At 36.5% G+C, this 22,325-nt stretch carries 22 protein-coding genes; 16 read left to right on the plus strand and 6 right to left on the minus strand.

The window, feature by feature from the left end; all coding sequences use genetic code 11:
• Positions 1-95: 95 nt before the first annotated feature.
• Complete coding sequence (locus ACLMCG_RS18350) at positions 96-2,249, minus strand: SurA N-terminal domain-containing protein (RefSeq protein WP_413960708.1); 2,154 nt, start codon at positions 2,247-2,249, stop codon at positions 96-98.
• A 260-nt stretch (positions 2,250-2,509) separates the two neighbouring features.
• Here ACLMCG_RS18350 and lon point away from each other — a divergent pair, with 260 nt between their 5' ends.
• Positions 2,510-4,915 carry an endopeptidase La gene (gene lon, locus ACLMCG_RS18355; protein WP_413960709.1) on the plus strand — a complete coding sequence of 802 codons (2,406 nt, stop codon included), beginning with the start codon at positions 2,510-2,512 and terminating at the stop codon, positions 4,913-4,915.
• A 207-nt stretch (positions 4,916-5,122) separates the two neighbouring features.
• Entirely contained in the window at positions 5,123-6,235 is a 1,113-nt protein-coding gene (locus ACLMCG_RS18360; protein ID WP_413960710.1) for an AI-2E family transporter, read from the plus strand.
• A 110-nt stretch (positions 6,236-6,345) separates the two neighbouring features.
• Here ACLMCG_RS18360 and ACLMCG_RS18365 read toward each other — a convergent pair whose 3' ends face one another.
• Positions 6,346-6,594, minus strand: coding sequence for a bacteriocin-like protein (locus ACLMCG_RS18365; protein ID WP_223601360.1), 249 nt, complete (start codon positions 6,592-6,594; stop codon positions 6,346-6,348).
• A 152-nt stretch (positions 6,595-6,746) separates the two neighbouring features.
• On the opposite strand from ACLMCG_RS18365, the gene ACLMCG_RS18370 reads away from it, so the two are divergent.
• A complete protein-coding gene (locus tag ACLMCG_RS18370) occupies positions 6,747-7,124 on the plus strand; it encodes a DoxX family protein (RefSeq protein ID WP_223601359.1) in 378 nt (125 codons plus the stop codon).
• Between the two features lie 72 nt (positions 7,125-7,196).
• On the opposite strand, the gene ACLMCG_RS18375 is transcribed toward ACLMCG_RS18370, so the two are convergent.
• Positions 7,197-8,555, minus strand: a complete 1,359-nt coding sequence (locus ACLMCG_RS18375) for an acyl-CoA dehydrogenase family protein (RefSeq protein WP_413960711.1) — start codon at positions 8,553-8,555, stop codon at positions 7,197-7,199.
• A 208-nt stretch (positions 8,556-8,763) separates the two neighbouring features.
• Here ACLMCG_RS18375 and ACLMCG_RS18380 point away from each other — a divergent pair, with 208 nt between their 5' ends.
• From ACLMCG_RS18380 to ACLMCG_RS18430, 11 genes are all read left to right on the plus strand, one after another.
• Positions 8,764-9,675 carry a DUF4349 domain-containing protein gene (locus ACLMCG_RS18380; RefSeq protein ID WP_413960712.1) on the plus strand — a complete coding sequence of 304 codons (912 nt, stop codon included), beginning with the start codon at positions 8,764-8,766 and terminating at the stop codon, positions 9,673-9,675.
• Between the two features lie 156 nt (positions 9,676-9,831).
• Entirely contained in the window at positions 9,832-10,710 is an 879-nt protein-coding gene (locus ACLMCG_RS18385; protein ID WP_413960713.1) for a TraB/GumN family protein, read from the plus strand.
• A 24-nt stretch (positions 10,711-10,734) separates the two neighbouring features.
• The gene (locus tag ACLMCG_RS18390) at positions 10,735-11,244 is read left to right on the plus strand and encodes an RNA polymerase sigma factor (protein ID WP_413960714.1); all 510 of its coding nucleotides are present in this window, start codon (positions 10,735-10,737) and stop codon (positions 11,242-11,244) included.
• Entirely contained in the window at positions 11,234-11,839 is a 606-nt protein-coding gene (locus ACLMCG_RS18395) for a hypothetical protein (protein ID WP_223601354.1), read from the plus strand. The genes ACLMCG_RS18390 and ACLMCG_RS18395 overlap by 11 nt, the downstream gene beginning before the upstream one ends.
• A gap of 206 nt (positions 11,840-12,045) precedes the next feature.
• A complete protein-coding gene (gene pgi, locus ACLMCG_RS18400) occupies positions 12,046-13,686 on the plus strand; it encodes a glucose-6-phosphate isomerase (RefSeq protein ID WP_413960715.1) in 1,641 nt (546 codons plus the stop codon).
• Positions 13,687-13,733: 47 nt separating this feature from the next.
• A complete protein-coding gene (locus ACLMCG_RS18405) occupies positions 13,734-14,618 on the plus strand; it encodes a bifunctional 5,10-methylenetetrahydrofolate dehydrogenase/5,10-methenyltetrahydrofolate cyclohydrolase (protein ID WP_223601352.1) in 885 nt (294 codons plus the stop codon).
• 7 nt (positions 14,619-14,625) lie between these two features.
• A complete protein-coding gene (locus ACLMCG_RS18410) occupies positions 14,626-15,255 on the plus strand; it encodes a 7-carboxy-7-deazaguanine synthase QueE (protein ID WP_413960716.1) in 630 nt (209 codons plus the stop codon).
• A 43-nt stretch (positions 15,256-15,298) separates the two neighbouring features.
• The gene (locus ACLMCG_RS18415) at positions 15,299-16,669 is read left to right on the plus strand and encodes an exopolysaccharide biosynthesis polyprenyl glycosylphosphotransferase (RefSeq protein ID WP_413960717.1); all 1,371 of its coding nucleotides are present in this window, start codon (positions 15,299-15,301) and stop codon (positions 16,667-16,669) included.
• 103 nt (positions 16,670-16,772) lie between these two features.
• Positions 16,773-17,525, plus strand: a complete 753-nt coding sequence (locus tag ACLMCG_RS18420; RefSeq protein WP_047381748.1) for an MlaE family ABC transporter permease — start codon at positions 16,773-16,775, stop codon at positions 17,523-17,525.
• Complete coding sequence (locus tag ACLMCG_RS18425; RefSeq protein ID WP_213277382.1) at positions 17,525-18,340, plus strand: ABC transporter ATP-binding protein; 816 nt, start codon at positions 17,525-17,527, stop codon at positions 18,338-18,340. The genes ACLMCG_RS18420 and ACLMCG_RS18425 overlap by 1 nt, the downstream gene beginning before the upstream one ends.
• Positions 18,324-18,935, plus strand: coding sequence for an outer membrane beta-barrel protein (locus tag ACLMCG_RS18430; protein ID WP_047377301.1), 612 nt, complete (start codon positions 18,324-18,326; stop codon positions 18,933-18,935). Before ACLMCG_RS18425 ends, ACLMCG_RS18430 begins: the two co-directional genes overlap by 17 nt.
• Before the next feature lie 35 nt (positions 18,936-18,970).
• On the opposite strand, the gene ACLMCG_RS18435 is transcribed toward ACLMCG_RS18430, so the two are convergent.
• Positions 18,971-19,282 carry a hypothetical protein gene (locus ACLMCG_RS18435; protein WP_047424626.1) on the minus strand — a complete coding sequence of 104 codons (312 nt, stop codon included), beginning with the start codon at positions 19,280-19,282 and terminating at the stop codon, positions 18,971-18,973.
• Positions 19,283-19,368: 86 nt separating this feature from the next.
• Complete coding sequence (locus ACLMCG_RS18440; RefSeq protein WP_223601348.1) at positions 19,369-20,175, minus strand: M48 family metallopeptidase; 807 nt, start codon at positions 20,173-20,175, stop codon at positions 19,369-19,371.
• A 105-nt stretch (positions 20,176-20,280) separates the two neighbouring features.
• Between ACLMCG_RS18440 and ACLMCG_RS18445 the strand changes: the two genes are divergently transcribed.
• Positions 20,281-20,829 carry a DUF4251 domain-containing protein gene (locus tag ACLMCG_RS18445; protein ID WP_223601347.1) on the plus strand — a complete coding sequence of 183 codons (549 nt, stop codon included), beginning with the start codon at positions 20,281-20,283 and terminating at the stop codon, positions 20,827-20,829.
• Here the strand turns inward: ACLMCG_RS18445 and meaB are convergent.
• Positions 20,826-21,818 carry a methylmalonyl Co-A mutase-associated GTPase MeaB gene (gene meaB, locus ACLMCG_RS18450; protein ID WP_413960718.1) on the minus strand — a complete coding sequence of 331 codons (993 nt, stop codon included), beginning with the start codon at positions 21,816-21,818 and terminating at the stop codon, positions 20,826-20,828. The two genes, ACLMCG_RS18445 and meaB, sit on opposite strands and share 4 nt — an antisense overlap.
• Positions 21,819-22,018: 200 nt before the next feature.
• Between meaB and ACLMCG_RS18455 the strand changes: the two genes are divergently transcribed.
• Positions 22,019-22,312 (plus strand): c-type cytochrome, encoded by a 294-nt coding sequence (locus ACLMCG_RS18455; protein WP_213277385.1) that lies wholly within the window; start codon positions 22,019-22,021, stop codon positions 22,310-22,312.
• Positions 22,313-22,325: the final 13 nt, after the last annotated feature.

A 22,325-nucleotide genomic window follows, 5' to 3' on the forward strand; every position in this document is an offset into this window, starting at 1 on the left:
ATTTTAAATAAATCTTTTCCAATATTGTTCTGCGTTAAATACAAAAAAAAGCGACAAAAAAAATTGTCGCTTTTTATATCATTGAAATGATTTTTTTATTGTTGTTGATTTCCAAGTTTACCCCAGATCTCAATTCTAAAATCTTCAATATCTGCATTGTCCTGAAGACTCTTCATCCAAGCCTGTCCGAACATTCCAGAACTTCTCTGAGTAAGAGACTCTGTAAACTGCTTAAGATCTCCAGGTTGTTTGTTGATTGTTTCTGATTTTTTAATCAAAACATAAACTCCTGTTCCACCTTCAACCGGGTTAGAAAGCTTACCTTTTGCAACACCGAATGCTGCACCGGCAACTTTAGGTTCCATAGCACCAGCTACTGAAGGGTTCAATAGATTTACCTGAGCAGATTGTTTTGGAGCTGCAAATAATTTAGCTACCTGATCTAAGCTTGAAGCTTTTGCTGCTGTAATTTTATCAGAAATTTGTTTTGCAGCCAGTTTATTTTTAACGATAGTCTCAATCTGATCTCTTACAGATTCCGGATCAGCAAGACCTGCATCCTGTTTTCCATTCAGATAAACTACAATTTTATCACCTGTTCCATCTACAGTAAATAGTTCAGTATCTCCTTTAGTTCTTTTCTTATCGAAAGCCCAGGTAAGAATCTCTGCATCTTTTTCAGTACCTAAGCCCTGAATCTGACCTTCAAATCTTTTTGCTGCTTTTGGATTAGAGAACTGGTAATTTCCTTTTTTAGCAATATTCACGAAATCGTTGAAAGATTTTCCTTGAACCTGCTGAATGAATTTTCTTGATTTTTTGTCTGATTCAGCCTCAGTAGCATCTGAAGGTTTAATTGCTTTCACAAGGTTGGCAACTTTATACCCCATTGATCCTGATTTTTTATCTTCAATATTGATGATATGGTAACCGAACTGTGTTTCTACTACTCCTGTAGCTCCTTTAGGATTGCTTGCAAGGTAAGCAAGGAATTCTGGAACGAAAGGCGTTTCCGGAGTTGTCCATCCTAAGCTACCTCCTTGAGCTGCAGAATTCGGATCGCTGGAAAGCTTAAGGAATTCTGTAAATTTAGCTGGAGTTGCTTTTACAATAGCACCAATAGAGTCTGCTAATTTCTTAGCCTGTTCTTTCGATCTTGTTACTCCTTCACCTGCAGGACTTCCTTTGAATGCGATAAGGATATGTCTTGATAAAGTAGAATCTGAAGCTCTTTTACCAACAAGTTTAGAAACTACATAAACGTCTTGCTCTTTATAAGGTCCAAAAGTCTGTCCTACTGCTGCTGCTGTAATCTGATCTTTGATCGTTGGAGGCAATTGAGCAGGATTCATATACTGAGGATTGAATGGCGCATCAGAATTTGCCATTACAAACATAGAATCGTTTTTCGTATTCTGGAAATTTTCAGTACCTCCGCTTGCATCTGTACCTCCTGAATATAATTTTGTAATTTCTTTCAGGGTTGCTGCATCATCTGCTGCACTAGGTTTGGATGGAAAATATACGACACCGATATTTCTGCTTGGTTCAGCTTTGAACATTACAGGGTGCTTCTGGATGTAGTCTGCTAGATCCTGTGTTGTAACATTGATCTTGGTTTTCTGAAGATATGCCGCATAATCCACTTTCACAAAGTCGATATCTGCAAGCTGATCTCTCTGCTTCATCAATTCTTCTGCTTCTTTCTTACCGGTAGTGATACCTGCTGAAATATTGGTAAACACTTGTCTTGCCATTAGTCTGTACTCAATCGTCTTTCTAGTTTTCAACCATTGATTATATCCTTCAGGATTGGTGTTTTTTAATGTTTCAATTTCTTTTTTAAGATCTTGAGTTTTAAAGTTACCTTTCTCATCAAAGAACTGCTGATTCTGAGCAAACATCTGATCGTACTGGATTTGGTTCCAGAAATAATCATCAGTCATTTCAAAGCCTAGTTTCTCAAACTGTTGTTTGATAAGTTTAGATTGTACAAGTAACTGCCACGCCTGCTCTTCAAGACCGGCTTTCGGACGACCTTGTTGTTCAGCCTGCTGCTGCAACACGAAAAGCTGATCATTGAACTCTTCGCGGGTGATTTTCTCACCATTTACTTTTCCTAAAACGTCAGGATTTTTACCAAAAACCTTGTCGATACTATCCGGGTTCACCAAGAACGCCAAAAGCGCTAAGGCTATTACTCCCATTAAAAGCCAAGGCTTACTCCTAATCTGTCCTAAAATTGCCATTTTATAAATTATAGTTTTTTATCAGTTTGCGAAAATACACATTTTTAAGAAATTACAGAAACAGAACTGCTTTATTTTGATTTTTAATGCAAAGATTATCTAAAAAAGGAAATTTTGACCGTATTTTTAAGTAAAAAACAAATGGCATAAGTATTGTGCATTTTTAGAATATTATAATATGCCACACGTTTTCAGAGCATATTATAAAAAATCCCTTTAACGATAAAAAACGAAAATGACAATTTGTCATTCGATTGACTATGATAGAATTTGAAGATATTAGTTTAGAAGAAATGATCAGTGACGGATTTGATATCGTAACTGAAGAAATCAATCTTTCCGACTTCGCTGAGACTGATAAAAATTCCGAACAGAAAATATTCCCTATACTTCCCGTAAGAAATATGGTAATGTTCCCCAATGTGGTAATTCCTATTACTGCCGGGAGAAAAACCTCTATACAGCTTCTTGAGGAAGCCCAGAAGAACGGAGATTTCATTGGAATTGTAAGCCAGAAAAATTCGGATATGGAACAGCCTGCCGAAAAAGATATTTATACTACCGGTACCTTAGCAAAGATCATTAAGATCATTAAGCTTCCGGAAGGAAATATTACGGCGATCACGAAAGGTTTCCATAGATTCAAGATTAAAAAGATTGTTGAAAATCAACCTTATTTCAGGGCAGAAATATCAAAATTAAAAGATACACGTCCTAAAAATCAGGAGGAATATGAAGCATTGCTTGAGAATATCAAGGATCTTGCTTTAAAGATCATTGAACTGGATCCGAATATTCCTAATGCAGCCAATTTTGCGATCAAAAACATCAATAATAATGATGATCTTCTTAATTTCATCTGCACCAATGCCAATTTTTCTTCAATAGCAAAACAAAAGCTTCTTGAAGAGAAAAACCTGATGATAAGAGCTAATCAATGCTACGAAATGATGCATGAAGATTTCAGAAAACTGGAACTGAGAAGCCAGATCCATCAGAAAACTTCAAAGGATCTTGACAAGCAGCAGAGAGAATATTTCCTGAATCAACAGATCAGAACCATTCAGGAAGAATTGGGCGGAGGACCTGAAAGCGATGTGGAAGATCTGATTGCCAAGGCTAAAACAAAAAAATGGAATAAGGAAGTAGAGGAACATTTCCAGAAGGAAATCGGAAGACTACAACGCCAGAATCCTAATTCTCCCGACTATAATGTACAGAGAAACTATCTGGATTTCTTTACAGATCTTCCCTGGGAAACGTATACAAAAGATATTTTTGATATTGCAAAAGCAGAAAAAGTGCTTGACAAAGCTCACTTTGGGCTGGAAGATATCAAGAAAAGAATTTTGGAACACATGGCTGTTTTAAAATTAAAAAATAACATGAAGTCTCCTATTTTATTGCTGGTAGGGCCTCCGGGAGTTGGTAAAACCTCTTTAGGAAAATCTATTGCAGATGCTTTAGGAAGAAAATATGTGAGATTATCTTTAGGTGGTCTTCATGACGAAAGTGAAATCCGCGGACATAGAAAAACCTATATCGGTGCTATGGCAGGAAGAATTTTACAGTCGATCAAGAAATCCGGTACGTCAAACCCGGTAATCGTACTTGATGAGATTGATAAAATCGGGCAGGGTCTTCATGGTGATCCAAGTTCAGCACTATTAGAAGTTCTTGATCCTGAACAAAATAAGTCTTTCTATGACAATTTCCTTGAGATGGGTTATGACCTGTCAAAAGTAATGTTTATTGCTACAGCCAATTCTCTTTCAACGATACAGACTCCTCTTTTGGACAGAACGGAAATTATTCAGATTGCCGGGTATACTTTAGAGGAAAAGATTGAGATTGCGAAAAGACATTTAATCAAGAAACAACAGGAGGAAAATGGCCTGGATGCAAAGTCATTCAAACTTGGAAATGCAGAGCTTAAGCATATTATAGAAGCACACACTTCGGAAAGCGGTGTAAGAACTCTGGAGAAAAGAATTGCTGCCGTTGGAAGATGGGTAGCCCTTCAGACTGCTTTGGTAAAAGAATATGATCCAAAAATTTCAGTAGAAAAAGTAGATGAAATCCTTGGAGTTCCAAGACCAAAAAGTTTGTCAGAAATTACCGGAGTACCCGGCGTTGTAACAGGTCTTGCCTGGACAAGCGTAGGCGGAGATATTCTTTATATTGAAAGTATTTTAAGCAATGGTAAAGGAGCATTAACGATGACCGGAAACCTTGGTACGGTAATGAAAGAATCTGCAACTATTGCCTTGGAATATATTAAAGCCAAGCATGACGAACTGGGAATTCCACAGGAGGAACTGGACAAAAAAAACATCCACGTACACGTTCCTGAAGGGGCAACTCCTAAAGATGGACCGTCTGCAGGTATTGCAATGCTTACATCAATGGTTTCTTCTTTTAAAAACAAAAAGATAAAACCTCACCTTGCGATGACGGGAGAAATTACTTTAAGAGGAAAAGTGCTTCCTGTAGGAGGAATCAAAGAAAAACTTCTTGCTGCTACAAGAGCCGGAATTAAAGATGTTATCCTTTGTGAAGCTAACAGAAAAGATGTTGAAGAGATCAAAAAAGATTATTTAAAAGATCTGAAAGTACATTACGTCAGCAGAATGGAGGAAGTCATTGACATCGCCATTGAAGAATAAAACAATTTATAACATATTAACTTCTCAATAAGGAAACACGTTCTGAGTATCAGAGCGTGTTTCTGTTTTATCAACAAATACATTCTTTTCTTCGTTGCATGGAATAAAATTTGATACAATAGAAGAAAATCCTGAAGGATTGAATAAAAAATTTTTCAATTCAAAGGGGTTTTCTTATTTTTATTCCACACTGCAGATTTTTAGATTATGAATTTTCTTAGACTTCCTTTCCTTGTCAAGCTTACACTTGTGGTCATTTCCATCATTGGTCTTGGCTATCTTCTGGCATTAGGACAGAGTATTTTAGCTCCGTTTTTCCTGGCATTCCTTATGGCTATGCTATTTTTGCCGGCAGCCACTTTTATGGAAAGAAAGTTAAGATTTCCGAGATCTATGTCTACAATGACTTCAGTATTTATTATGCTGATAATTCTAAGTGGTATTATTTATTTTTTCACCAATCAGCTGTCTGACTTCAGCAAAGATCTTCCACACCTCAAGGAGCAGTTTACCACTGTTTTCAACAGCCTGCAGCACTGGGTTTCCAAAACATTTAATGTAAAAGTGGATGAACAGGTGGATTATATTAACCAGGGATTAACGAAACTGTTATCTTCTTCGGGAGTCATTTTAGGATTTACTTTTGGGATTTTCTCAACGGGATTCGGCTTTATTATATTTTTCACCCTGTTTTTTATCTTTATTTTAAATTACAGAAGGCTTTTAAATAATTTTATCGTCACCGTTTTCAACGAAAGACATAAAACAAGTGTACAGGAAGCTGTAAATGAGATCCGTATCATGACCAAGAAGTATATCTTCGGGCTTTTTCTTCAGGTAATTATCGTTTCTGTTTTAACATCTATTCTCCTTACAGTTTTAGGAGTAAAATATGCCATTCTCTTAGGAGTTCTTACCGGATTATTAAATGTTATTCCTTATCTGGGAATTTTTATTTCACTTCTAATTTCCTGTTTTATAGCTTTTGCAACGTCTACTCCTTCAACATGTATCTATGTTGCTTTGGGATATATTGCGATTCATGCTGTAGATGGAAATATTGTCCTGCCATTTGTAGTGGGCTCCAAAGTAAAAATCAATGCTTTATTTTCATTTATTGGAATTCTTTTAGGAGAGCATCTTTGGGGAATTGCAGGAATGTTCCTGTGTATTCCGGCGATTGCTATTATAAAAATTATCTGTGAAAGAGTTGACGATCTCAAACCTTGGGGAAGATTACTCGGGGAAGAACAGAGACCTGATAAAAAGAAGAAAAGTTATAAGATTTCTAAGAATATTACGCTGAAGGAAATGGACTGATCATTACTAAGAGCAATATGTAATGAGTAATAAATAATATTATTTTAAAGACTTGAGCTTTTAAATTTAAATAAAAAAGACTGCCTTTTTAAAGACAGTCTTTTTTATTGTTATGGAAGAGGGCACAAGGGACTCGTTCCATTTGGACAAGTTTCTGTACATAGGATATAAGATGGATTGTCTGGACAATATCCGTAAGTCGGGCCTTCAGGATTTCCTCCCGGGCCACCTAAACAAGGATCACCAGGTGGAATTTTACATGGACATCCAATCGGTCCTATATCACATTTTCCAACACCTCCTCCCCCTTGGATTTCTCTTAAATCCGTACGATTTAATTTTTTAAGATTTTTTAGCATGATTTATAGTTTTGATTTGCTTTTCGAAGATATGCAATAAAATTATACAAAAACACTAATTAACGCACATTAACAATTGATTTAATATTTTATGTTAAATAAATAACAAAATATTCTATTTTTATTTTACATTTGATATCAAATCATCAATCATGAAAATAATAAAATTCATTTTATGCTTACTGTTCGGTCTTATGTTTATTAATGCCGGATTAAACAAGTTTTTTAACTATATGCCTATGGAGAAACCTACTCCGGAGCAAATGAAACTCTTCTCTGCTTTCGGAGAAATCAGCTGGCTGATGCCATTAGTGGGTATCGTAGAAGTCATTGGCGGATTACTGTTTATTTTCCCAAAAACAAGAGCATTGGGAGCTATTGTTATTTTACCAGTGATGGTAGGAATTGTTACCCATGTTTTCACTATGGACAAATCTCCAATGGGAATGGGTATTGCCGGGGTGATGTTCCTGATCAACCTTTGGATGATTATTGACAACAAAGAGAAGTATAAACATTTAGTTTCTTAAGATGGCAGATAATAGGTTGCAGGTTGCAGCACCAGTAGTCTTTACTACCTATAACCTATTATCTGCTACCTGCTATACAAAAGCACTGAAACCTGTAATAGAACGCCCTACAATCAATGAATTGATCTCTTTCGTTCCTTCATAGGAATAAATAGCTTCTGCATCTGCAACAAATCTGGCTACATCGTACTCCAGCAAAATTCCGTTTCCTCCCATTACTTCTCTTGCTCTGGAAACAATATCTCTGGTTCTGAGCGTACAGAAAACTTTAGCCAATGAGGCATGCTCATCTTTTAAAATTCCTTCATCCTGCATTTCAGACAACCGGAACACCATAGTTTGCATCGCAGTAAGATTAGATAACATTTCAACCAAATGTCCCTGAATCATTTGAAATGAAGCAATAGGTCTTCCAAACTGTTCTCTTTTTCTGGTATAATCCAAAGCACTTTCATAAGCTCCTCGTGCACAGCCTGTGGCCATCCATGCTACTCCTGCTCTGGTCATTCTCAGTACTTTTCCGGTATCTTTAAATGAATTCGCGTTCTGAAGACGGTTCTCTTCGGTTACAATACAGTCTTTTAAAGTAATTAATCCGTTCTGGACAATCCTTAAAGCCATTTTTCCTTTAATCTTTTCTACAGAAAATCCTGGATTATCTTTTTCCACAATAAATCCTTTCACCTCTCCGCTATCCAGATCTCTTGCCCAGATAATAATGATATCAGCAAAAGTCGCATTTCCTATCCATTTTTTCTGACCGTTCAGAACCCAGCCTTCAGGTGTTTTTTTACAGGTTACAGTAAGACCTCCTGCAGCTCCGGAACCAACTTCCGGTTCTGTAAGCCCGAAAGCGCCTATTTTTTCAAATTTCTGCATCTGCGGAAGCCACTTTTGCTTCTGTTCTTCAGACCCGCAGATATAGATAGAACCCATTGCCAGCCCTGATTGTACTCCGAAAAATGTTGCTATGGAAGCATCTACTCTTGCCATTTCCATTGCAATGACTCCTTCCATCAGGAAAGGCATTCCCGGGCAGCCATAACCTTCGTAAGTGACACCGCAGATATCCAGTTTCTGGAATTTTGGAATCAATTCAAATGGAAATTCGTCCCTTAGCCAGTAATGGTTTACCAGAGGTTTTACTTCTTTTTCCATGAAAGCTCTTACTTTAAGCTGAATTTCACGTTGTTCGGGAGTAAGGGTATGGTAGATATCATAAAAGTCGCCATCAATAGGTGGTAATTCTTTCTTTTTCTTTCCCGGATCAAGCATTTTCATAAGCCCGGAAAGCTGTTTATCATCCAGTTTTGAGAAATTATGCATCAGTTTCGGAAGATCCACTTTTTGAGAAATGGCACTCAGCTGATCAAAATCTATGGAGGTGAATAGTCCTATTGCGTTTCTGATTTTGGAAAAGGTATTTGACATAGTGATAGATTATAATTTTGGTTTGTAAAAGATAAGCAAAAATTGCTCCGAAAGCAAAGCACGAAGCCCTTTATTATTTTACAAAACACTTAATTTCAACCAATTAAAATAGAATATTCCGTTTACAAGTTTTTTACTTTTGATTTTCAAGCGTTACAAAACATTCTGACTGAACTTTGACTCAAGGAAAACAACAAAAATCAACGCTATGAAAACGACTTACATTAAATTATCTCTATCTGCTGTGCTTTTATTAGGAATTTATTCATGTAAAAAAGGTGAAGTTGCTGAAACAGATCTTAATGCTTATGCTACAACAGATTCAGCTTCTGCTATTGTTTCAGACAGCATTTCATCTGTTGCCGATATGAAGGTAAAGGACAAACAGTTCATCAAGACAGCAGATGTCAGCATGGAAGTGAAAGATGTATATAACGCAACCATCGCCATTGAAAAATCGGTTCAGGAACTTGGAGGTTTTGTTACCAACAGTAATCTTCAAAGCAATGTAATTTCTGAAGATACTTACAACACTTCCAACGAAGAAGCTATGTTAATTAAAAAGTACCAGTCGGAAAATAGAATGCAGGTACGTATTCCTACTGAAAAGCTTGGCGAACTTTTAACAGCAATCAATTCAAACAAATTATTTCTTAATTCAAGATCCATCAATGCGGAAGATGTGACGGCCAACATCAAGTATTCTGAACTGGAAGGAAAAAGAAATCAAAAGACTTCTGAGAACATCAACAAATTAAAGACAAATAAAGATAAAGTAACGCTGGATGATGAGAATATGTCTGAAGGGAACCTTCAAAAGCTGGCGAGTATGAATATGACAGACGACCTGAAATACAGCACCATCGACATCTATATCAAAGAACCTCAATTGCGTATCGCTGAAATTGCCGTTGCCAATACCACAAGCATTGATAATAAATATAAATACAATTTCATCTATGACGCGAAAGATGGTTTTGTCTATGGTTTTTATCTGATACAGAGAATCATAGTTGCCCTTATCAACATCTGGCCAATTCTACTAATTGCAGCGGCTCTGATCTATTTCTTAAGAAAAAGAAAAATTTCAAAACCTGATCAACCGAAAATCCAACAATAAAAAACTCTACTAACCAATTGGTTATCATCATAATTTTAGATTTTACAGCCTCCTGTTTTCGGGAGGTTTTTATTTTTTTTGAAAAAAAACTGTAACGATTGTAATACCTGCTTTACCTACTGTTTAAAAGAACAGAAAATCAAAAAAATTAATATTATGAAAAATTTAGTAAAACTTGGATTCGCAGCGTTATTATCATTGAGTTCTATGACTACCAATGCACAAAGCAACACCAACAGCAAAGATAACAGCCTGCTTTGGGAGGTTTCCGGAAATGGTCTTTCTAAGCCTTCTTATATTACCGGGACTTTTCATATCTTATGCAGTAAAGATTTTGAAATAAAACCTAAGGTATTAAAAGCTCTGGAGAAATCTGACAACTTTGTTATGGAAATCAATTATACAGATCAAGCTGAAATGATGTCACTACAAAAAATGTATCAAAAGACTGATAAAAAAATTTCTGACCAGCTTTCTGCGGAGGAAGCCAAAGAACTGAATACCATTCTCGCCAATTACGGAACTGATCTGAAAAGTGTAGACACTTCAAACCCGCAGACTCTTTATGCCTTGCTTTCTACCAAAGCAATTCCTTGTCCTCAGACCGAAGTAAAGCTTTACGAAATGGAACTTCTTCAAAAAGCAATAAAAGATAAAAAAAGTATTAAAGGGCTTGAAAAAGTAGATGATCAGATGAAATCCATCAACGAAGCCTATGATCTGAAAAGCACCATAGCTCAACTAAAAATGGGTAAAGAATATGAAATCCTCTTCAGACAGATGATTGAAGCTTTCAAAAATGAAAATGTACAATCTCTTTACAGTCTTTTTAAAGATGAAAGATTCATGAATGCAAGACAGGAAAAAGCAATGCTGACCAACAGAAATCAAAACTGGGTAAAAATAATGCCGGAAATGATGAAAAAAGAAAGCTCCTTCTTTGCGGTAGGCGGTTCTCATCTGATGGGTGAAAATGGTATCATTCCACTTCTTCAGTCAAAGGGCTATACAGTAAAACCTGTGACGAGTTTATAACAATAACCTAACCATGAAATTATAGTGAGTAATCCAACTGAAACTGCCTTTTTAAAGCTTGTCAACCAGCACAAAGGTATTTTATACAAAGCCTCGCGGATCTATGCAGATTCTGTAGAAGACCGGGAAGATCTGCAGCAGGAAATCCTTATCCAGCTTTGGAAGTCCTATCAGAATTTCAAAGGGAACAGCGAGTTCTCCACCTGGATGTATCGGGTTGCCATCAATACTGCGATTACGTTTTTAAAAAAGGAAAAACAGAGATCCAATAATCATACAGATGCTCCTCATCATTTTGAGGTACTGCAGGAAGATTATAATCCCACAAAAGACAGGCAGCTGGAAATTTTCTACAGCGCAGTTCAGGAGCTGAATTCCTTAGAAAAAGCCGTCATATTTTATTTCATGGAAGGAATGTCACACAAAGAAATCGGAAATAATCTAGGGCTCAGCGAAGGCAATGCCCGCGTAAAACTCAACAGAACAAAAGAAAAAATACAGCAAATCATAAAAAAATCAGGCTATGAATTTTGATCAATTAAAAGAACAATGGAATAAAGAAGACAGCGATGTCCATATTCCTGACACTATAAAGCAATTAAAGGAAAGCAAACACCCTATAGAAAAAATCCAGAAAAACATGAAAAGAGAATTCCCTATGCAGATTCTAGCGATTATTCTCATGGCTTTTTTCCCTCTTCAGTTTCAGTTTCCTTCTTCACAATACATTATTTATTATGTATCCTATACCATGATGGTTGTAATATCTTCATATTATCTCTTTGGATTTTATAAGTTTTACAAACAGACGGAGCTTTACACAGGAAACACCAAAAACAGTCTTTGGAAAATATATCATGAACTGCGCCTGAATATGGAACGATACCAGTCTTTCGGATTTTTATTGCTTCCTCATTTCCTGGTAACAATAGGACTTATCATCTATAACACAATGGAAGAGCACGGAAAATCTTTGACAGAGCTTACCGCTTCTCATCAGCAGGGATTAATCATCGCCGTACTGCTAGGGACTTTAGGGGTTATCACAAGTATTGTTCTATGGACAAAATATATTTATGGAGGAAGCGCCAAAAAACTGGAAAATATTCTGAACGAAATGGACGAATAAGATCTTAAATTCTTATCACCAAACACTTTTTATACAACCTCAGATGAACTCTGAGGTTTTGTTTTTTAAAAAAATGTTATTTATCGTCTCCAAATTTATCTGAGGTTTTATTTTTCCGTAAATTTGCAAATCAGAAATAAATCATTATGGATTATGAGCTATTTTCATCCGATATATGACTTTCTGAACGATAAAAATTCTGTAATATGCTATCAAAAATAAATCCAACACAAACTAATAGCTGGAAAGCACTTGACGAACACTTCGGTGGAAATGACTTTGATCTTAGAAGCCTTTTTCATTACAATCCGAACCGTTTTAATGAGTTTTCCCTGCAAAAGGACAACTATCTTTTTGATTATTCTAAAAATTTAATCGATTCAAGAACGAAGGGTCTTTTATTACAACTGGCTGAAGAAAGCCAGCTAAAGGATGCCATTTCCAGAATGTTCTCCGGTGATAAAATAAATGAAACAGAAGGAAGAGCAGTTCTTCATACAGCACTGAGAGATTTCTCAGACCGCGAAATTCTTGTGGATGGCGAAAATATCAAGCCACAGATCAAAAGAGTTCTCGATCATATGAAATCTTTTTCTGAAAAAATCATTTCAGGAGAACATAAAGGTTTCAACGGAAAAGAGATCACAGATGTGGTAAACATCGGGATCGGTGGATCAGATTTGGGTCCCGTAATGGTTTGTTCTGCTTTAAAACATTTTAAAACAAGATTAAATGTTCACTTTGTTTCCAATGTGGACGGAAATCATATTGCAGAAGTGGTGAAAAACTTAAATCCTGAAACCACTTTATTCATCATTGCTTCCAAGACTTTTACGACTCAGGAAACAATGACGAATGCAAATTCAGCAAAGGACTGGTTCCTTAAGGCTGGAAAGCAGGAAGATGTAGCAAAGCATTTTGTAGCTTTATCCACTAATATTGAAGAAGTTAAGAAGTTCGGAATCGCAGAAGAAAATATTTTTGAGTTCTGGGATTGGGTAGGCGGAAGATATTCTCTTTGGAGTGCTATCGGATTAAGTATCGTACTTTCTGTAGGATATGAAAACTTTGAGCAGCTTCTTAAAGGTGCTTTTGATACTGACCAACACTTCCAGACTGCCGATTTCTCTGAAAACGTTCCCGTATTAATGGGACTTCTTGGAATCTGGTACCGTAATTTCTATGCAGCAACTACTTATGCTATCTTACCTTATTCTCAATATCTGGACAGATTCGCAGCGTATCTTCAACAGGGAGATATGGAAAGTAACGGAAAATGTGTAGACAGAAACGGTGAATTTGTAGAATATGAAACGGGACCTATCATCTGGGGAGAGCCGGGTACAAACGGCCAGCATGCATTCTATCAATTGATCCACCAAGGTACAGAATTGATTCCGGCAGACTTCATTGCTTATACAAAAAGTCCAAACAAAGTTTCGGATCACCAGGATAAATTATTAGCGAACTTTTTCGCTCAGACTGAAGCACTTGCCTTCGGAAAACTGGAGGAAGAAGTTGAAGAGGAACTTAGAAATGCTGGAAAGTCTGATGAAGAAATAGACAGACTGATCAATTTCAAGGTCTTCCATGGAAATACACCCACTAACTCTATATTATTCAAAGAATTAACTCCTTTTTCATTAGGTCAGCTGATTGCTTTATATGAACATAAGATTTTCGTTCAGGGAGTTATCTGGAATATTTTCAGCTTTGACCAGTTTGGAGTGGAATTAGGAAAAGTATTAGCCAACAAAATCCTTCCTGAGCTTGAAAATAATGACGCAATAAGCTCTCATGACAGCTCTACCAACGGGTTGATCAATTACTATAAAGAAAATAAATAGTAAGTAAAAAGAAAGTAAAAGTAAATCTATAAAGTAAAAAAGTAAAAATGGCAGAAATTCTTGACGGACTTAAAGTATCCAAGGAAATTAAAGCAGAGATCAAGGTTGAAGTAGAAAAGATTCTCGCAAGCAAAAAAAGAGCTCCACATTTGGTAGCTATTCTTGTAGGGAATAATGGAGCTAGCAAGGCCTATGTAAACTCAAAAGTAAAAGACTGTGAAGAAGTAGGATTTCAATCTAGCTTAATCAAATTCCCAAGCACAGTTTCGGAATCTGAACTATTGGAAAAAATTGACGAGCTTAATAAGTCTAAAGCAGTTGACGGGTTTATCGTTCAGTTGCCTTTACCGGACCAGATAGATCAGGAAAAGATCATCAACGCAATTGATCCAAGAAAAGACGTGGATGGTTTCCACCCTGAAAACTTCGGAAAAATGGCGCTTGAAATGGATACTTTCTTGCCAGCAACTCCTTTCGGTATTTTAACATTACTGGAAAGATACAATATTGAAACTAAAGGGAAAGACTGTGTAATTATCGGAAGAAGTAAAATTGTAGGAAGACCTATGAGTATCCTGATGGGTAGAAAAGATTTCCCTGGAAACTCTACCGTTACCCTTACACACTCTTATACGAAAGACATTGAAGAATATACAAGAAAAGCAGACATCGTAATTACCGCTTTGGGAGATCCTCACTTCTTAAAAGGAGATATGATCAAAGAAGGAGCTGTAATTGTTGACGTGGGTATTACAAGAGTAGACAATGACTCTCCAAAAGGATATTACCTTGCAGGTGACGTAGATTTTGACAGCTGTGCAGCTAAAGCAAGCTGGATTACTCCGGTACCTGGAGGAGTAGGCCCAATGACAAGAGCGATGTTGATGAAAAATACCATCATTGCTTACAAAACTTCGGTCTATAACGACTAATTTTAAAATGAATAAAGAAGAAGATATTTTATTAAAAGAAGGTAAAATGCTCCCTGTAATGGAGCATTTTTACACTTTACAGGGAGAAGGAGCACACACCGGAAAAGCCGCCTACTTTATCAGGCTGGGAGGTTGTGATGTAGGATGTCACTGGTGTGATGTAAAAGAAAGCTGGGATCCGGAACTCCATCCTCTGATGAATGCAGCAGAAATTGCAGAAACAGCTGCAAAACATTGTAAAACAATCGTTCTGACTGGTGGTGAACCTCTGATGTGGAACTTAGACATACTGACTTCCAGATTGAAAGAGCTGGGATGCACAGTGCATATTGAAACTTCAGGAGCTTATCCTATGAGCGGACAGCTGGACTGGATCACCCTTTCGCCAAAGAAAACAGGACTGCCTAAAGAAGAGATGTATCAAAAAGCTCATGAACTTAAGGTGATCATTTTCAATCAGCATGACTTTACGTTTGCACAGGAACAGGCCTCAAAAGTTTCTGAAAATTGTAAGCTCTATCTTCAAAGTGAATGGAGTAAAAGAGATGAGATGTATCCTAAGATCACAGATTTCATCCTGGAACACCCGGAATGGCAGGCTTCAGTTCAGACTCACAAATATCTGAATATCCCGTAAAAAAGCTTAAATTAGCTGGGCTTATCCGCTATAATACCGATAGATGCAGAGAATTCGATACTCTAGATACCTGAAATCGATCATTATGTTGCTTGACCTCATGGTTATTGCATCTATCTTCATATTCTTTTTTATAAGCAGAAACGAAAGTTTAAAATACCATAAAGAAACCTGGTATCAGAATATTTTTTCTCTGATTCTGTTGTTTTTGTTCTGGGTGCTTCTTAGCGGTAGGACAAAAATATACAACATTCCGAGAAACCTTACGTACACCTTGTTTCTTGAACGCCTTTTAATCCACTTCCTCTTTTTTATACTTGGCGTACTGCTTATAGGAAAGGTAAGTAACAATGTATTTTTCAATTCAGATATATACTGGCTCTCGCTTTACCTTTTCATTTTCATTTTTCTTGTAAAATCATTGGTCTATTTTGCGATCAAGTACTTACGTTCCCTTGGAGCTAATTACAGGAATGTGATGTTTTTAGGAGATAATCATTCCACAGAAATTCTAAAGAATATTTTTACAGACCGTAAAGACTACGGATACAGAATATTTGAATACGAAAATTCTGAGATCAATAGTAATGAGCTGGTTACTTTCTGGAAAAAGAATGGGATTCATACCTTATTCTTATCTATGGAAAATTCCTATGGTGAATGGATTCAGAATGAGATTTTTAAATTGGCAGAAGATAATAAGATTCATATTTCACTTATTCCAAGTATCACACAAAGCGATTTTTTCTTGTATGATCTTGGATATATACAAACTCAGCCGGTCCTTAACCAGGCAAGATATCCTCTAGATTATTATTCTAATTTTATAATGAAAAGGACGTTTGATATTTTGTTTTCTGTTGTTATACTGGTTTTCATCTGTTCGTGGGTGTTCCCGATTATTGCGGTTTTAATCAAGGCAACTTCCAAAGGTCCCGTATTTTTTCTTCAGAAAAGGTATGGTTTCCATGAAGAGGTTTTCAATTGTTTTAAATTCAGAACAATGGTTGTAAATGATGAATCAACAACCAAAACCACATCAATAAATGATTCAAGGATTACCAAAGTAGGTAAGTTTTTAAGAAAAACCAGTCTTGATGAGCTTCCGCAGTTTATCAATGTACTGAAAGGGGAAATGTCTGTAGTAGGTCCGCGTCCTCATATGCTTGCCGTAGATAATTATTATAAGCCAAAAATAGGGAGATACAGCTTAAGAAGTATGGTAAATCCCGGTATCACAGGATTGGCACAGGTAAATGGACTTCGCGGCGACTTCGGAGATGTGGAAGTAGAGATGAAAAAACGAGTTCTGGCCGATGCTTTCTATGTAAGAAACTGGAGTTTTATCCTTGATCTGGTGATTATTTTAAAAACCGTTTTCCTGGTGATAGGCGGAGATAAAAATGCAAAATAAAGAACAGGACCAGACCAATATTGAAATAATTTTAACACAAAACCAGGCTTTAGTCTTCTTCCCGACTGTAGCCCAATTAAATAAAAAAGTCTAATTTAGCAGTATGTTAAAAAAGTTTTTCACAGCAGTAGGGGAATACATGATCCTCTTGGGAAAATCCCTGCAGAAGCCTCAGAAAATGAGGGTTTTCTGGAAGCTGTTCATGAGAGAAATTAATGATTTGGGAGTAAATTCTTTCGGACTTGTCATCTTCACATCCATATTCGTTGGAGCGGTAGTGGCTATTCAGATGTTCAACAACTTTGATGCTTCTTCCTTTCCTATTCCGCCTTCTTTTGTAGGATATGCTACGAAAGCGGTTTTGGTTTTGGAATTTGCGCCTACCATTATCAGTCTTATTCTGGCGGGTAAGGTAGGTTCCTATATTGCATCAAGTATCGGAACAATGAGAGTTTCCGAACAGATTGATGCATTGGATATCATGGGAGTAAACTCACCCAATTTTCTGATATTTCCTAAAATTATTGCCTGTATGCTGTTTAATCCCCTTCTTATTGCTATCAGTATCGTATTTGGTATTGGTGGTGGATATATTGCCGGGATTTTAACAGGAAACTGGACAGAAAATGATTATATCGTTGGTATTCAAATGTATATGCCGAATTTATTTATTTACTATGCATTTACCAAAACTATAGTTTTCGCTTTTATCATTGCAACGGTTCCTTCTTATTTCGGATACAATGTAAAAGGAGGATCACTGGAAGTAGGTAGAGCGAGTACGCAGGCGGTGGTATGGACAATGGTATTCATTATCATTTCTGAATTAATTTTAACCCAATTAATATTAAGCTGATGATTGAGGTAAAAGATCTTAAGAAAAGTTTTGATGATGTTGAAGTATTGAAGGGAATTTCAACTTCATTTGATAAAGGAAAAGTAAACTTAATCATTGGGCAGAGTGGTTCCGGTAAAACCGTTTTTTTAAAAAGTTTATTGAATGTTTATATGCCATCTTCCGGAGAAATTTTATTCGATGGCAGAAATGTCAATACCATGAACAGGGAAGAAAAACAACATCTCCGTTCAGAAATCGGAACCGTTTTCCAGGGAAGTGCATTATTTGACTCCTTAACTGTGGAAGAGAATATTATGTTTCCTCTTGATATGTTTACCAATCTTACCTACAGAGAAAAAAAGAAAAGGGTTTTTGAAGTTATAGGAAGAGTGCACCTTGATAAGGCAGATAAAAAATACCCTTCAGAGATCTCAGGAGGAATGCAGAAAAGAGTTGCTATTGCCCGGGCGATTGTCAACAACCCCAAATACCTGTTCTGTGATGAGCCCAATTCCGGACTGGATCCGTATACTTCAAAGATCATTGATGATCTTCTTTACGAGATCACCAAAGAATATAATACCACAACCATCATCAATACTCACGACATGAACTCTGTAATGACGATTGGCGAGAAAATTGTATACCTAAGACTGGGAATCAAAGAATGGGAAGGGAATAAAGATATCCTGATTACAGCAGGCAATAAAAATCTGATTGATTTCGTTTATTCTTCAGAACTGTTTAAAGAGCTGAGAGAATATTTACTTGAGAATAATAAAACGATTGAAACTTCAAATACAAAAATAGACGATAATGAAAAAGGTACTTAGTATAGCGTTAATAGGATTTTCAATGTGGGCTTCTGCACAGATTTCACTGGCAGGTAAGGCTAACTTAATTTTTCCTACCGGCTCTCCTTCCTGGTCTAATATTAAAGGAACAGTGAATGATGCCATTGACGGAACGGGTAAAAACAATGTAGGGTTCAATGTCGGACTTTCATTAAAAGTGGGGCTTCCTACTTCATTGTTTGTGATGCCGGAGATCTATTATACTCACTTTAAAAATGAGTTTACTACAGAGAACACTACTTTTGATGTTAAAAGCAACCGTATTGATGTTCCGGTTCTTTTAGGATACAACCTATTGGGGAATATGTTAGGTGTTTTTGTAGGACCTGTTGGAAGTTTTAATTTAAATAAAGACAATACTTACAACGATTTCAAAGAAAATGCTAAAAATGACTTTACAGTAGGTTATCAGTTTGGAGCACAGCTTGAAATCAAAAAGCTTATTGTAAATGCAAGATATGAAGGAGCTTTCAGTAAGGATGAAAGAAACTTTATCAACAGAGTTTCCGGTTCGGAAATCAGATATGATAACAGACCTAACCTTTTTATGGTAGGCTTAGGATATAAATTCTAATTTAATATCGAAAATAACAACTTTAAACCCTCAAATTAAATTTGAGGGTTTTTATTTTGTTCTTCAAGTTCAGCCTGGCGTTTTGCAATGTCTGCCGCCTGTTTTTCAAGCTCTTCTTTGTCTTTCTGCAGCTGTTTGAATTCCTTTTTTTTCTGTTCTGCTTTTATAGCGCTTCCTTTACTTACATACCCTACCATTCCTCCAATGATAAGCCCTATTCCTACTCCTGCCATTACTCCCATAATATGAGAGATTTTTATTTGTTCTACGGCAAAATCAGTAGTTAAATAGAAAAGTAATGCAGAAACAGCCAAAAGTATAAGTCCGGTAATTGATAAACTCTTCATAATATTGTGTTTAGGTGGTTACATAAAAAAGCCTTATCAAATTTACTAAAAATTTAATAAGGCCTTATTCAAGATTAAAATTCTAATTATAATTTTCCTCCCGCAGCCTTATAATATTCTAAAGCTTTCGGAAGATCTTTGTTGATATCTGAAATTCTTGTTTCTGGATTCGGGTGGGTGGATAAGAATTCCGGTTGTCTTGCTCCTGTAGAAGCTGCTTCCATTCTGTTCCAGAAAGGGATTGCCGCTCTCGGATCATATCCTGCCATAGACATCAGATATAGCCCCATTTCATCTGCTTCAGATTCCTGACCTCTTCCGTATTTCAATAAAGCTACCTGTGAACCAATAGGATAAACCTTCTGGAAAACACTCGCCCATTGTGAATTTGAGATTGTTCCTCCCAGGATAGCACCTCCGTACTGGGCTACCATTGCCTGAGAAATTCTTTCGTTACCGTGGCCTGCCAGCGCATGGGAAACCTCATGTCCCAGTACTACTGCAAGTCCGTTATCGTCTTTTGTAACCGGTAATATTCCGGTATAAACGGCTACTTTACCACCAGGCATACACCAGGCATTCAGTTCATTGCTTTGCAGAAGATTAAATTCCCAGCTATAGCTCGCAAGATCTGCTGATCTTCCAATACTCTGATAATACCTTTCTGCTGCACTTTTAATTCTGTTTCCTACATTTACCACTCTCTTTGCATCTGCCGTACCGGTAATTACTTTACCTTTAGACAATGTCGTCTTGTATTCCTGCGAAGACATTGTTAAAATTTCCGAGTTGTTGGCCAGCTGTAAAGACGATCTTCCGGTAATCGGGTTTGTAGTACAGGCAACAGCCGACAGAGCAATAGCTCCCATTCCTAATAGATGTGTAACTTTCATAGTTTGAGTGTTAATAATTCAACCTTAACAATTTTTATTCCAAAATATTTCAGAAAGAATATATTTGCATACATTTTGCTGTTTAAATTTAATAATTATCTCATTATGAAAAAGTATATTTCTTTACTAATGATTTTTGGATTCCTGTTCTTTTTTCAGAGCTGTGCATCACAGGGCTCATTAGACTCGAAAACAGTGGACACATTAATTGATTCCCAGGAATTTACATTCCACGCAGAAAGAGCCAATCCTACAAATTATGATGTTATCAATGTCATGAACTCAATGCCAAATGCTACTGCAACGAGAATGCTTAATTTGAATGGCGATTATACTATTGATGTGAGTAAAAACACGCTGGACGTAGTGTTGCCATATTTCGGAAGATTATTCAATCCAACTTATGGAAATACAAGTGATAACAGCTACAGATTTACTTCAAAAGATTTTACAGTAACTAAAACTCAGAATAAAAAGGGAAAATGGACTTTAAAGTTTAAGCCAAAAGATGTAAGAACCGTTGAAGAAATGAATATTGAGATCTTTAAAAACGGTAAAGCTTTCGTCTCAATGAGAAGTAATGACAGACAGCCAATCAGTTATGACGGATATGTTTCAAAAACTGAAGTGAAACAGGAAAAAGAGAAACCTTAATCCCTGTTTTCATTCGATAAAAATTTTTCAACAAATAATTTTGCTTCAGTACTTGGATTGGAAACCATCGCTGAAGCATTTTTTTTGTGCATATGATAGGCTTCTTCTACAGCATTGCTCTTTTTCATCAGGGATAAAATATATTCCTGAACCCAATATTCAAATCGCTTCTCTGCCTGCTGAACACGGATTTCTTCAAAACGACCGCTCTTCTTTTTCAGATCAATAAACTCGAAAATTTTATCATAAACGTCCTGTAATCCTTCGTTATGTAAAGCTGATCCTAATAAAACAGGAATTTTCCAGCCTTTTTCTTTAGGTGGAATAAAATCCAGGGCTCTTTTCAGTTCCAGTCTTGTATTTTTTGCTTTCTGAAGATTGTCCTGATCTACTTTATTGATGAAAATAAGGTCTACCATTTCCATGATTCCGCGCTTTATTCCCTGAAGTTCGTCTCCGCCTCCAATGATTTTAAGGAATAAGAAAACATCGGTAATATCAGCAACAAGGACTTCTGACTGCCCTACTCCAACTGTTTCGATCAAAATATAATCGTATCCTGCTGCTTCACAGATCATCATGGTTTCAAAAGTAGTATTGGCTACCCCGCCCAAAAAACCTGAACTTGGGGAAGGACGAATGAAAGCATTTTCTTCTTTGGCTAGTTCTTCCATTCTGGTTTTATCTCCCAGAATGCTTCCTTTATTAATTGCTGAACTTGGGTCGATAGCCAGAACAGCTACTTTTTTACCCTGTGCAATCACCAACCGGCCGAAGTTTTCTATAAAAGTGGATTTTCCGGCTCCCGGAACTCCTGTCACTCCTACTCTCACAGAATTTCCGGTAAGAGGCATAATCTTCTTCAAAAGATCTTCTGCCTGTACTCTATGTTCTGCTTTTTTACTTTCAACCAATGTAATAGCTTTTGCAATCAGGCGTTTGTTTCCTGACTGTATTCCGTCTATTAGCTCTTCTGTAGAAAATTTCATTGACTCAAAATTAATAATTAAAATGGGAATGATCAATAGCCGGCTGATAATGATGAGATAAAAGACTTAAAATATTTTCATTCGGGATTACTGATTCTTTCATGAATTTAATTTTTATTTCTTCTAAATTAAAACTAGAAAGCCCTGTATCAACGGCTTAAGGAATTTATTACATTTGTTATATATCAAAAAGAAGAAACATGAAAAAACTCATCGCTGCGGCTTCGTTTACTGGTATTTTGCTGGTTTCCTGTACGCCGAAAGCTGCTACATCCACTGCTACTGCAGGTACTTCAACATCTACTGCGGAACAGATCGCTCAGGGGAAAACTATTTTTGAAAACTCTTGTGGAAGATGTCATAAATTACCTGATCCTGCTTCACATAACCCTGTGCAATGGGTAGGAATCATGAATTCTATGGCTCCAAAGGCAAAATTAACGGATGAACAGCACCAATGGGTTTATGATTATATTGTTTCTGTAAAGAAGTAATCATCAAACAAAA

The sequence above is a fragment of the Chryseobacterium sp. S90 genome (assembly GCF_047444895.1).
GTDB lineage: Bacteria > Bacteroidota > Bacteroidia > Flavobacteriales > Weeksellaceae > Chryseobacterium.

Excerpts from the sequence above, each read along its gene's own strand:
- ACLMCG_RS18430 (WP_047377301.1), top strand. The coding sequence starts at position 18,324 with ATGAAAAAGGTACTTAGTATAGCGTTAATAGGATTTTCAATGTGGGCT.
- ACLMCG_RS18380 (WP_413960712.1), top strand. The coding sequence starts at position 8,764 with ATGAAAACGACTTACATTAAATTATCTCTATCTGCTGTGCTTTTATTA.
- ACLMCG_RS18375 (WP_413960711.1), bottom strand. The coding sequence starts at position 8,555 with ATGTCAAATACCTTTTCCAAAATCAGAAACGCAATAGGACTATTCACC.
- ACLMCG_RS18420 (WP_047381748.1), top strand. The coding sequence starts at position 16,773 with ATGTTAAAAAAGTTTTTCACAGCAGTAGGGGAATACATGATCCTCTTG.
- ACLMCG_RS18440 (WP_223601348.1), bottom strand. The coding sequence starts at position 20,175 with ATGAAAGTTACACATCTATTAGGAATGGGAGCTATTGCTCTGTCGGCT.
- ACLMCG_RS18365 (WP_223601360.1), bottom strand. The coding sequence starts at position 6,594 with ATGCTAAAAAATCTTAAAAAATTAAATCGTACGGATTTAAGAGAAATC.
- ACLMCG_RS18350 (WP_413960708.1), bottom strand. The coding sequence starts at position 2,249 with ATGGCAATTTTAGGACAGATTAGGAGTAAGCCTTGGCTTTTAATGGGA.
- ACLMCG_RS18405 (WP_223601352.1), top strand. The coding sequence starts at position 13,734 with ATGGCAGAAATTCTTGACGGACTTAAAGTATCCAAGGAAATTAAAGCA.
- ACLMCG_RS18410 (WP_413960716.1), top strand. The coding sequence starts at position 14,626 with ATGAATAAAGAAGAAGATATTTTATTAAAAGAAGGTAAAATGCTCCCT.
- ACLMCG_RS18385 (WP_413960713.1), top strand. The coding sequence starts at position 9,832 with ATGAAAAATTTAGTAAAACTTGGATTCGCAGCGTTATTATCATTGAGT.
- ACLMCG_RS18435 (WP_047424626.1), bottom strand. The coding sequence starts at position 19,282 with ATGAAGAGTTTATCAATTACCGGACTTATACTTTTGGCTGTTTCTGCA.
- lon (WP_413960709.1), top strand. The coding sequence starts at position 2,510 with ATGATAGAATTTGAAGATATTAGTTTAGAAGAAATGATCAGTGACGGA.
- meaB (WP_413960718.1), bottom strand. The coding sequence starts at position 21,818 with ATGAAATTTTCTACAGAAGAGCTAATAGACGGAATACAGTCAGGAAAC.
- pgi (WP_413960715.1), top strand. The coding sequence starts at position 12,046 with ATGCTATCAAAAATAAATCCAACACAAACTAATAGCTGGAAAGCACTT.
- ACLMCG_RS18425 (WP_213277382.1), top strand. The coding sequence starts at position 17,525 with ATGATTGAGGTAAAAGATCTTAAGAAAAGTTTTGATGATGTTGAAGTA.
- ACLMCG_RS18455 (WP_213277385.1), top strand. The coding sequence starts at position 22,019 with ATGAAAAAACTCATCGCTGCGGCTTCGTTTACTGGTATTTTGCTGGTT.
- ACLMCG_RS18360 (WP_413960710.1), top strand. The coding sequence starts at position 5,123 with ATGAATTTTCTTAGACTTCCTTTCCTTGTCAAGCTTACACTTGTGGTC.
- ACLMCG_RS18370 (WP_223601359.1), top strand. The coding sequence starts at position 6,747 with ATGAAAATAATAAAATTCATTTTATGCTTACTGTTCGGTCTTATGTTT.
- ACLMCG_RS18415 (WP_413960717.1), top strand. The coding sequence starts at position 15,299 with ATGCAGAGAATTCGATACTCTAGATACCTGAAATCGATCATTATGTTG.
- ACLMCG_RS18395 (WP_223601354.1), top strand. The coding sequence starts at position 11,234 with ATGAATTTTGATCAATTAAAAGAACAATGGAATAAAGAAGACAGCGAT.
- ACLMCG_RS18445 (WP_223601347.1), top strand. The coding sequence starts at position 20,281 with ATGAAAAAGTATATTTCTTTACTAATGATTTTTGGATTCCTGTTCTTT.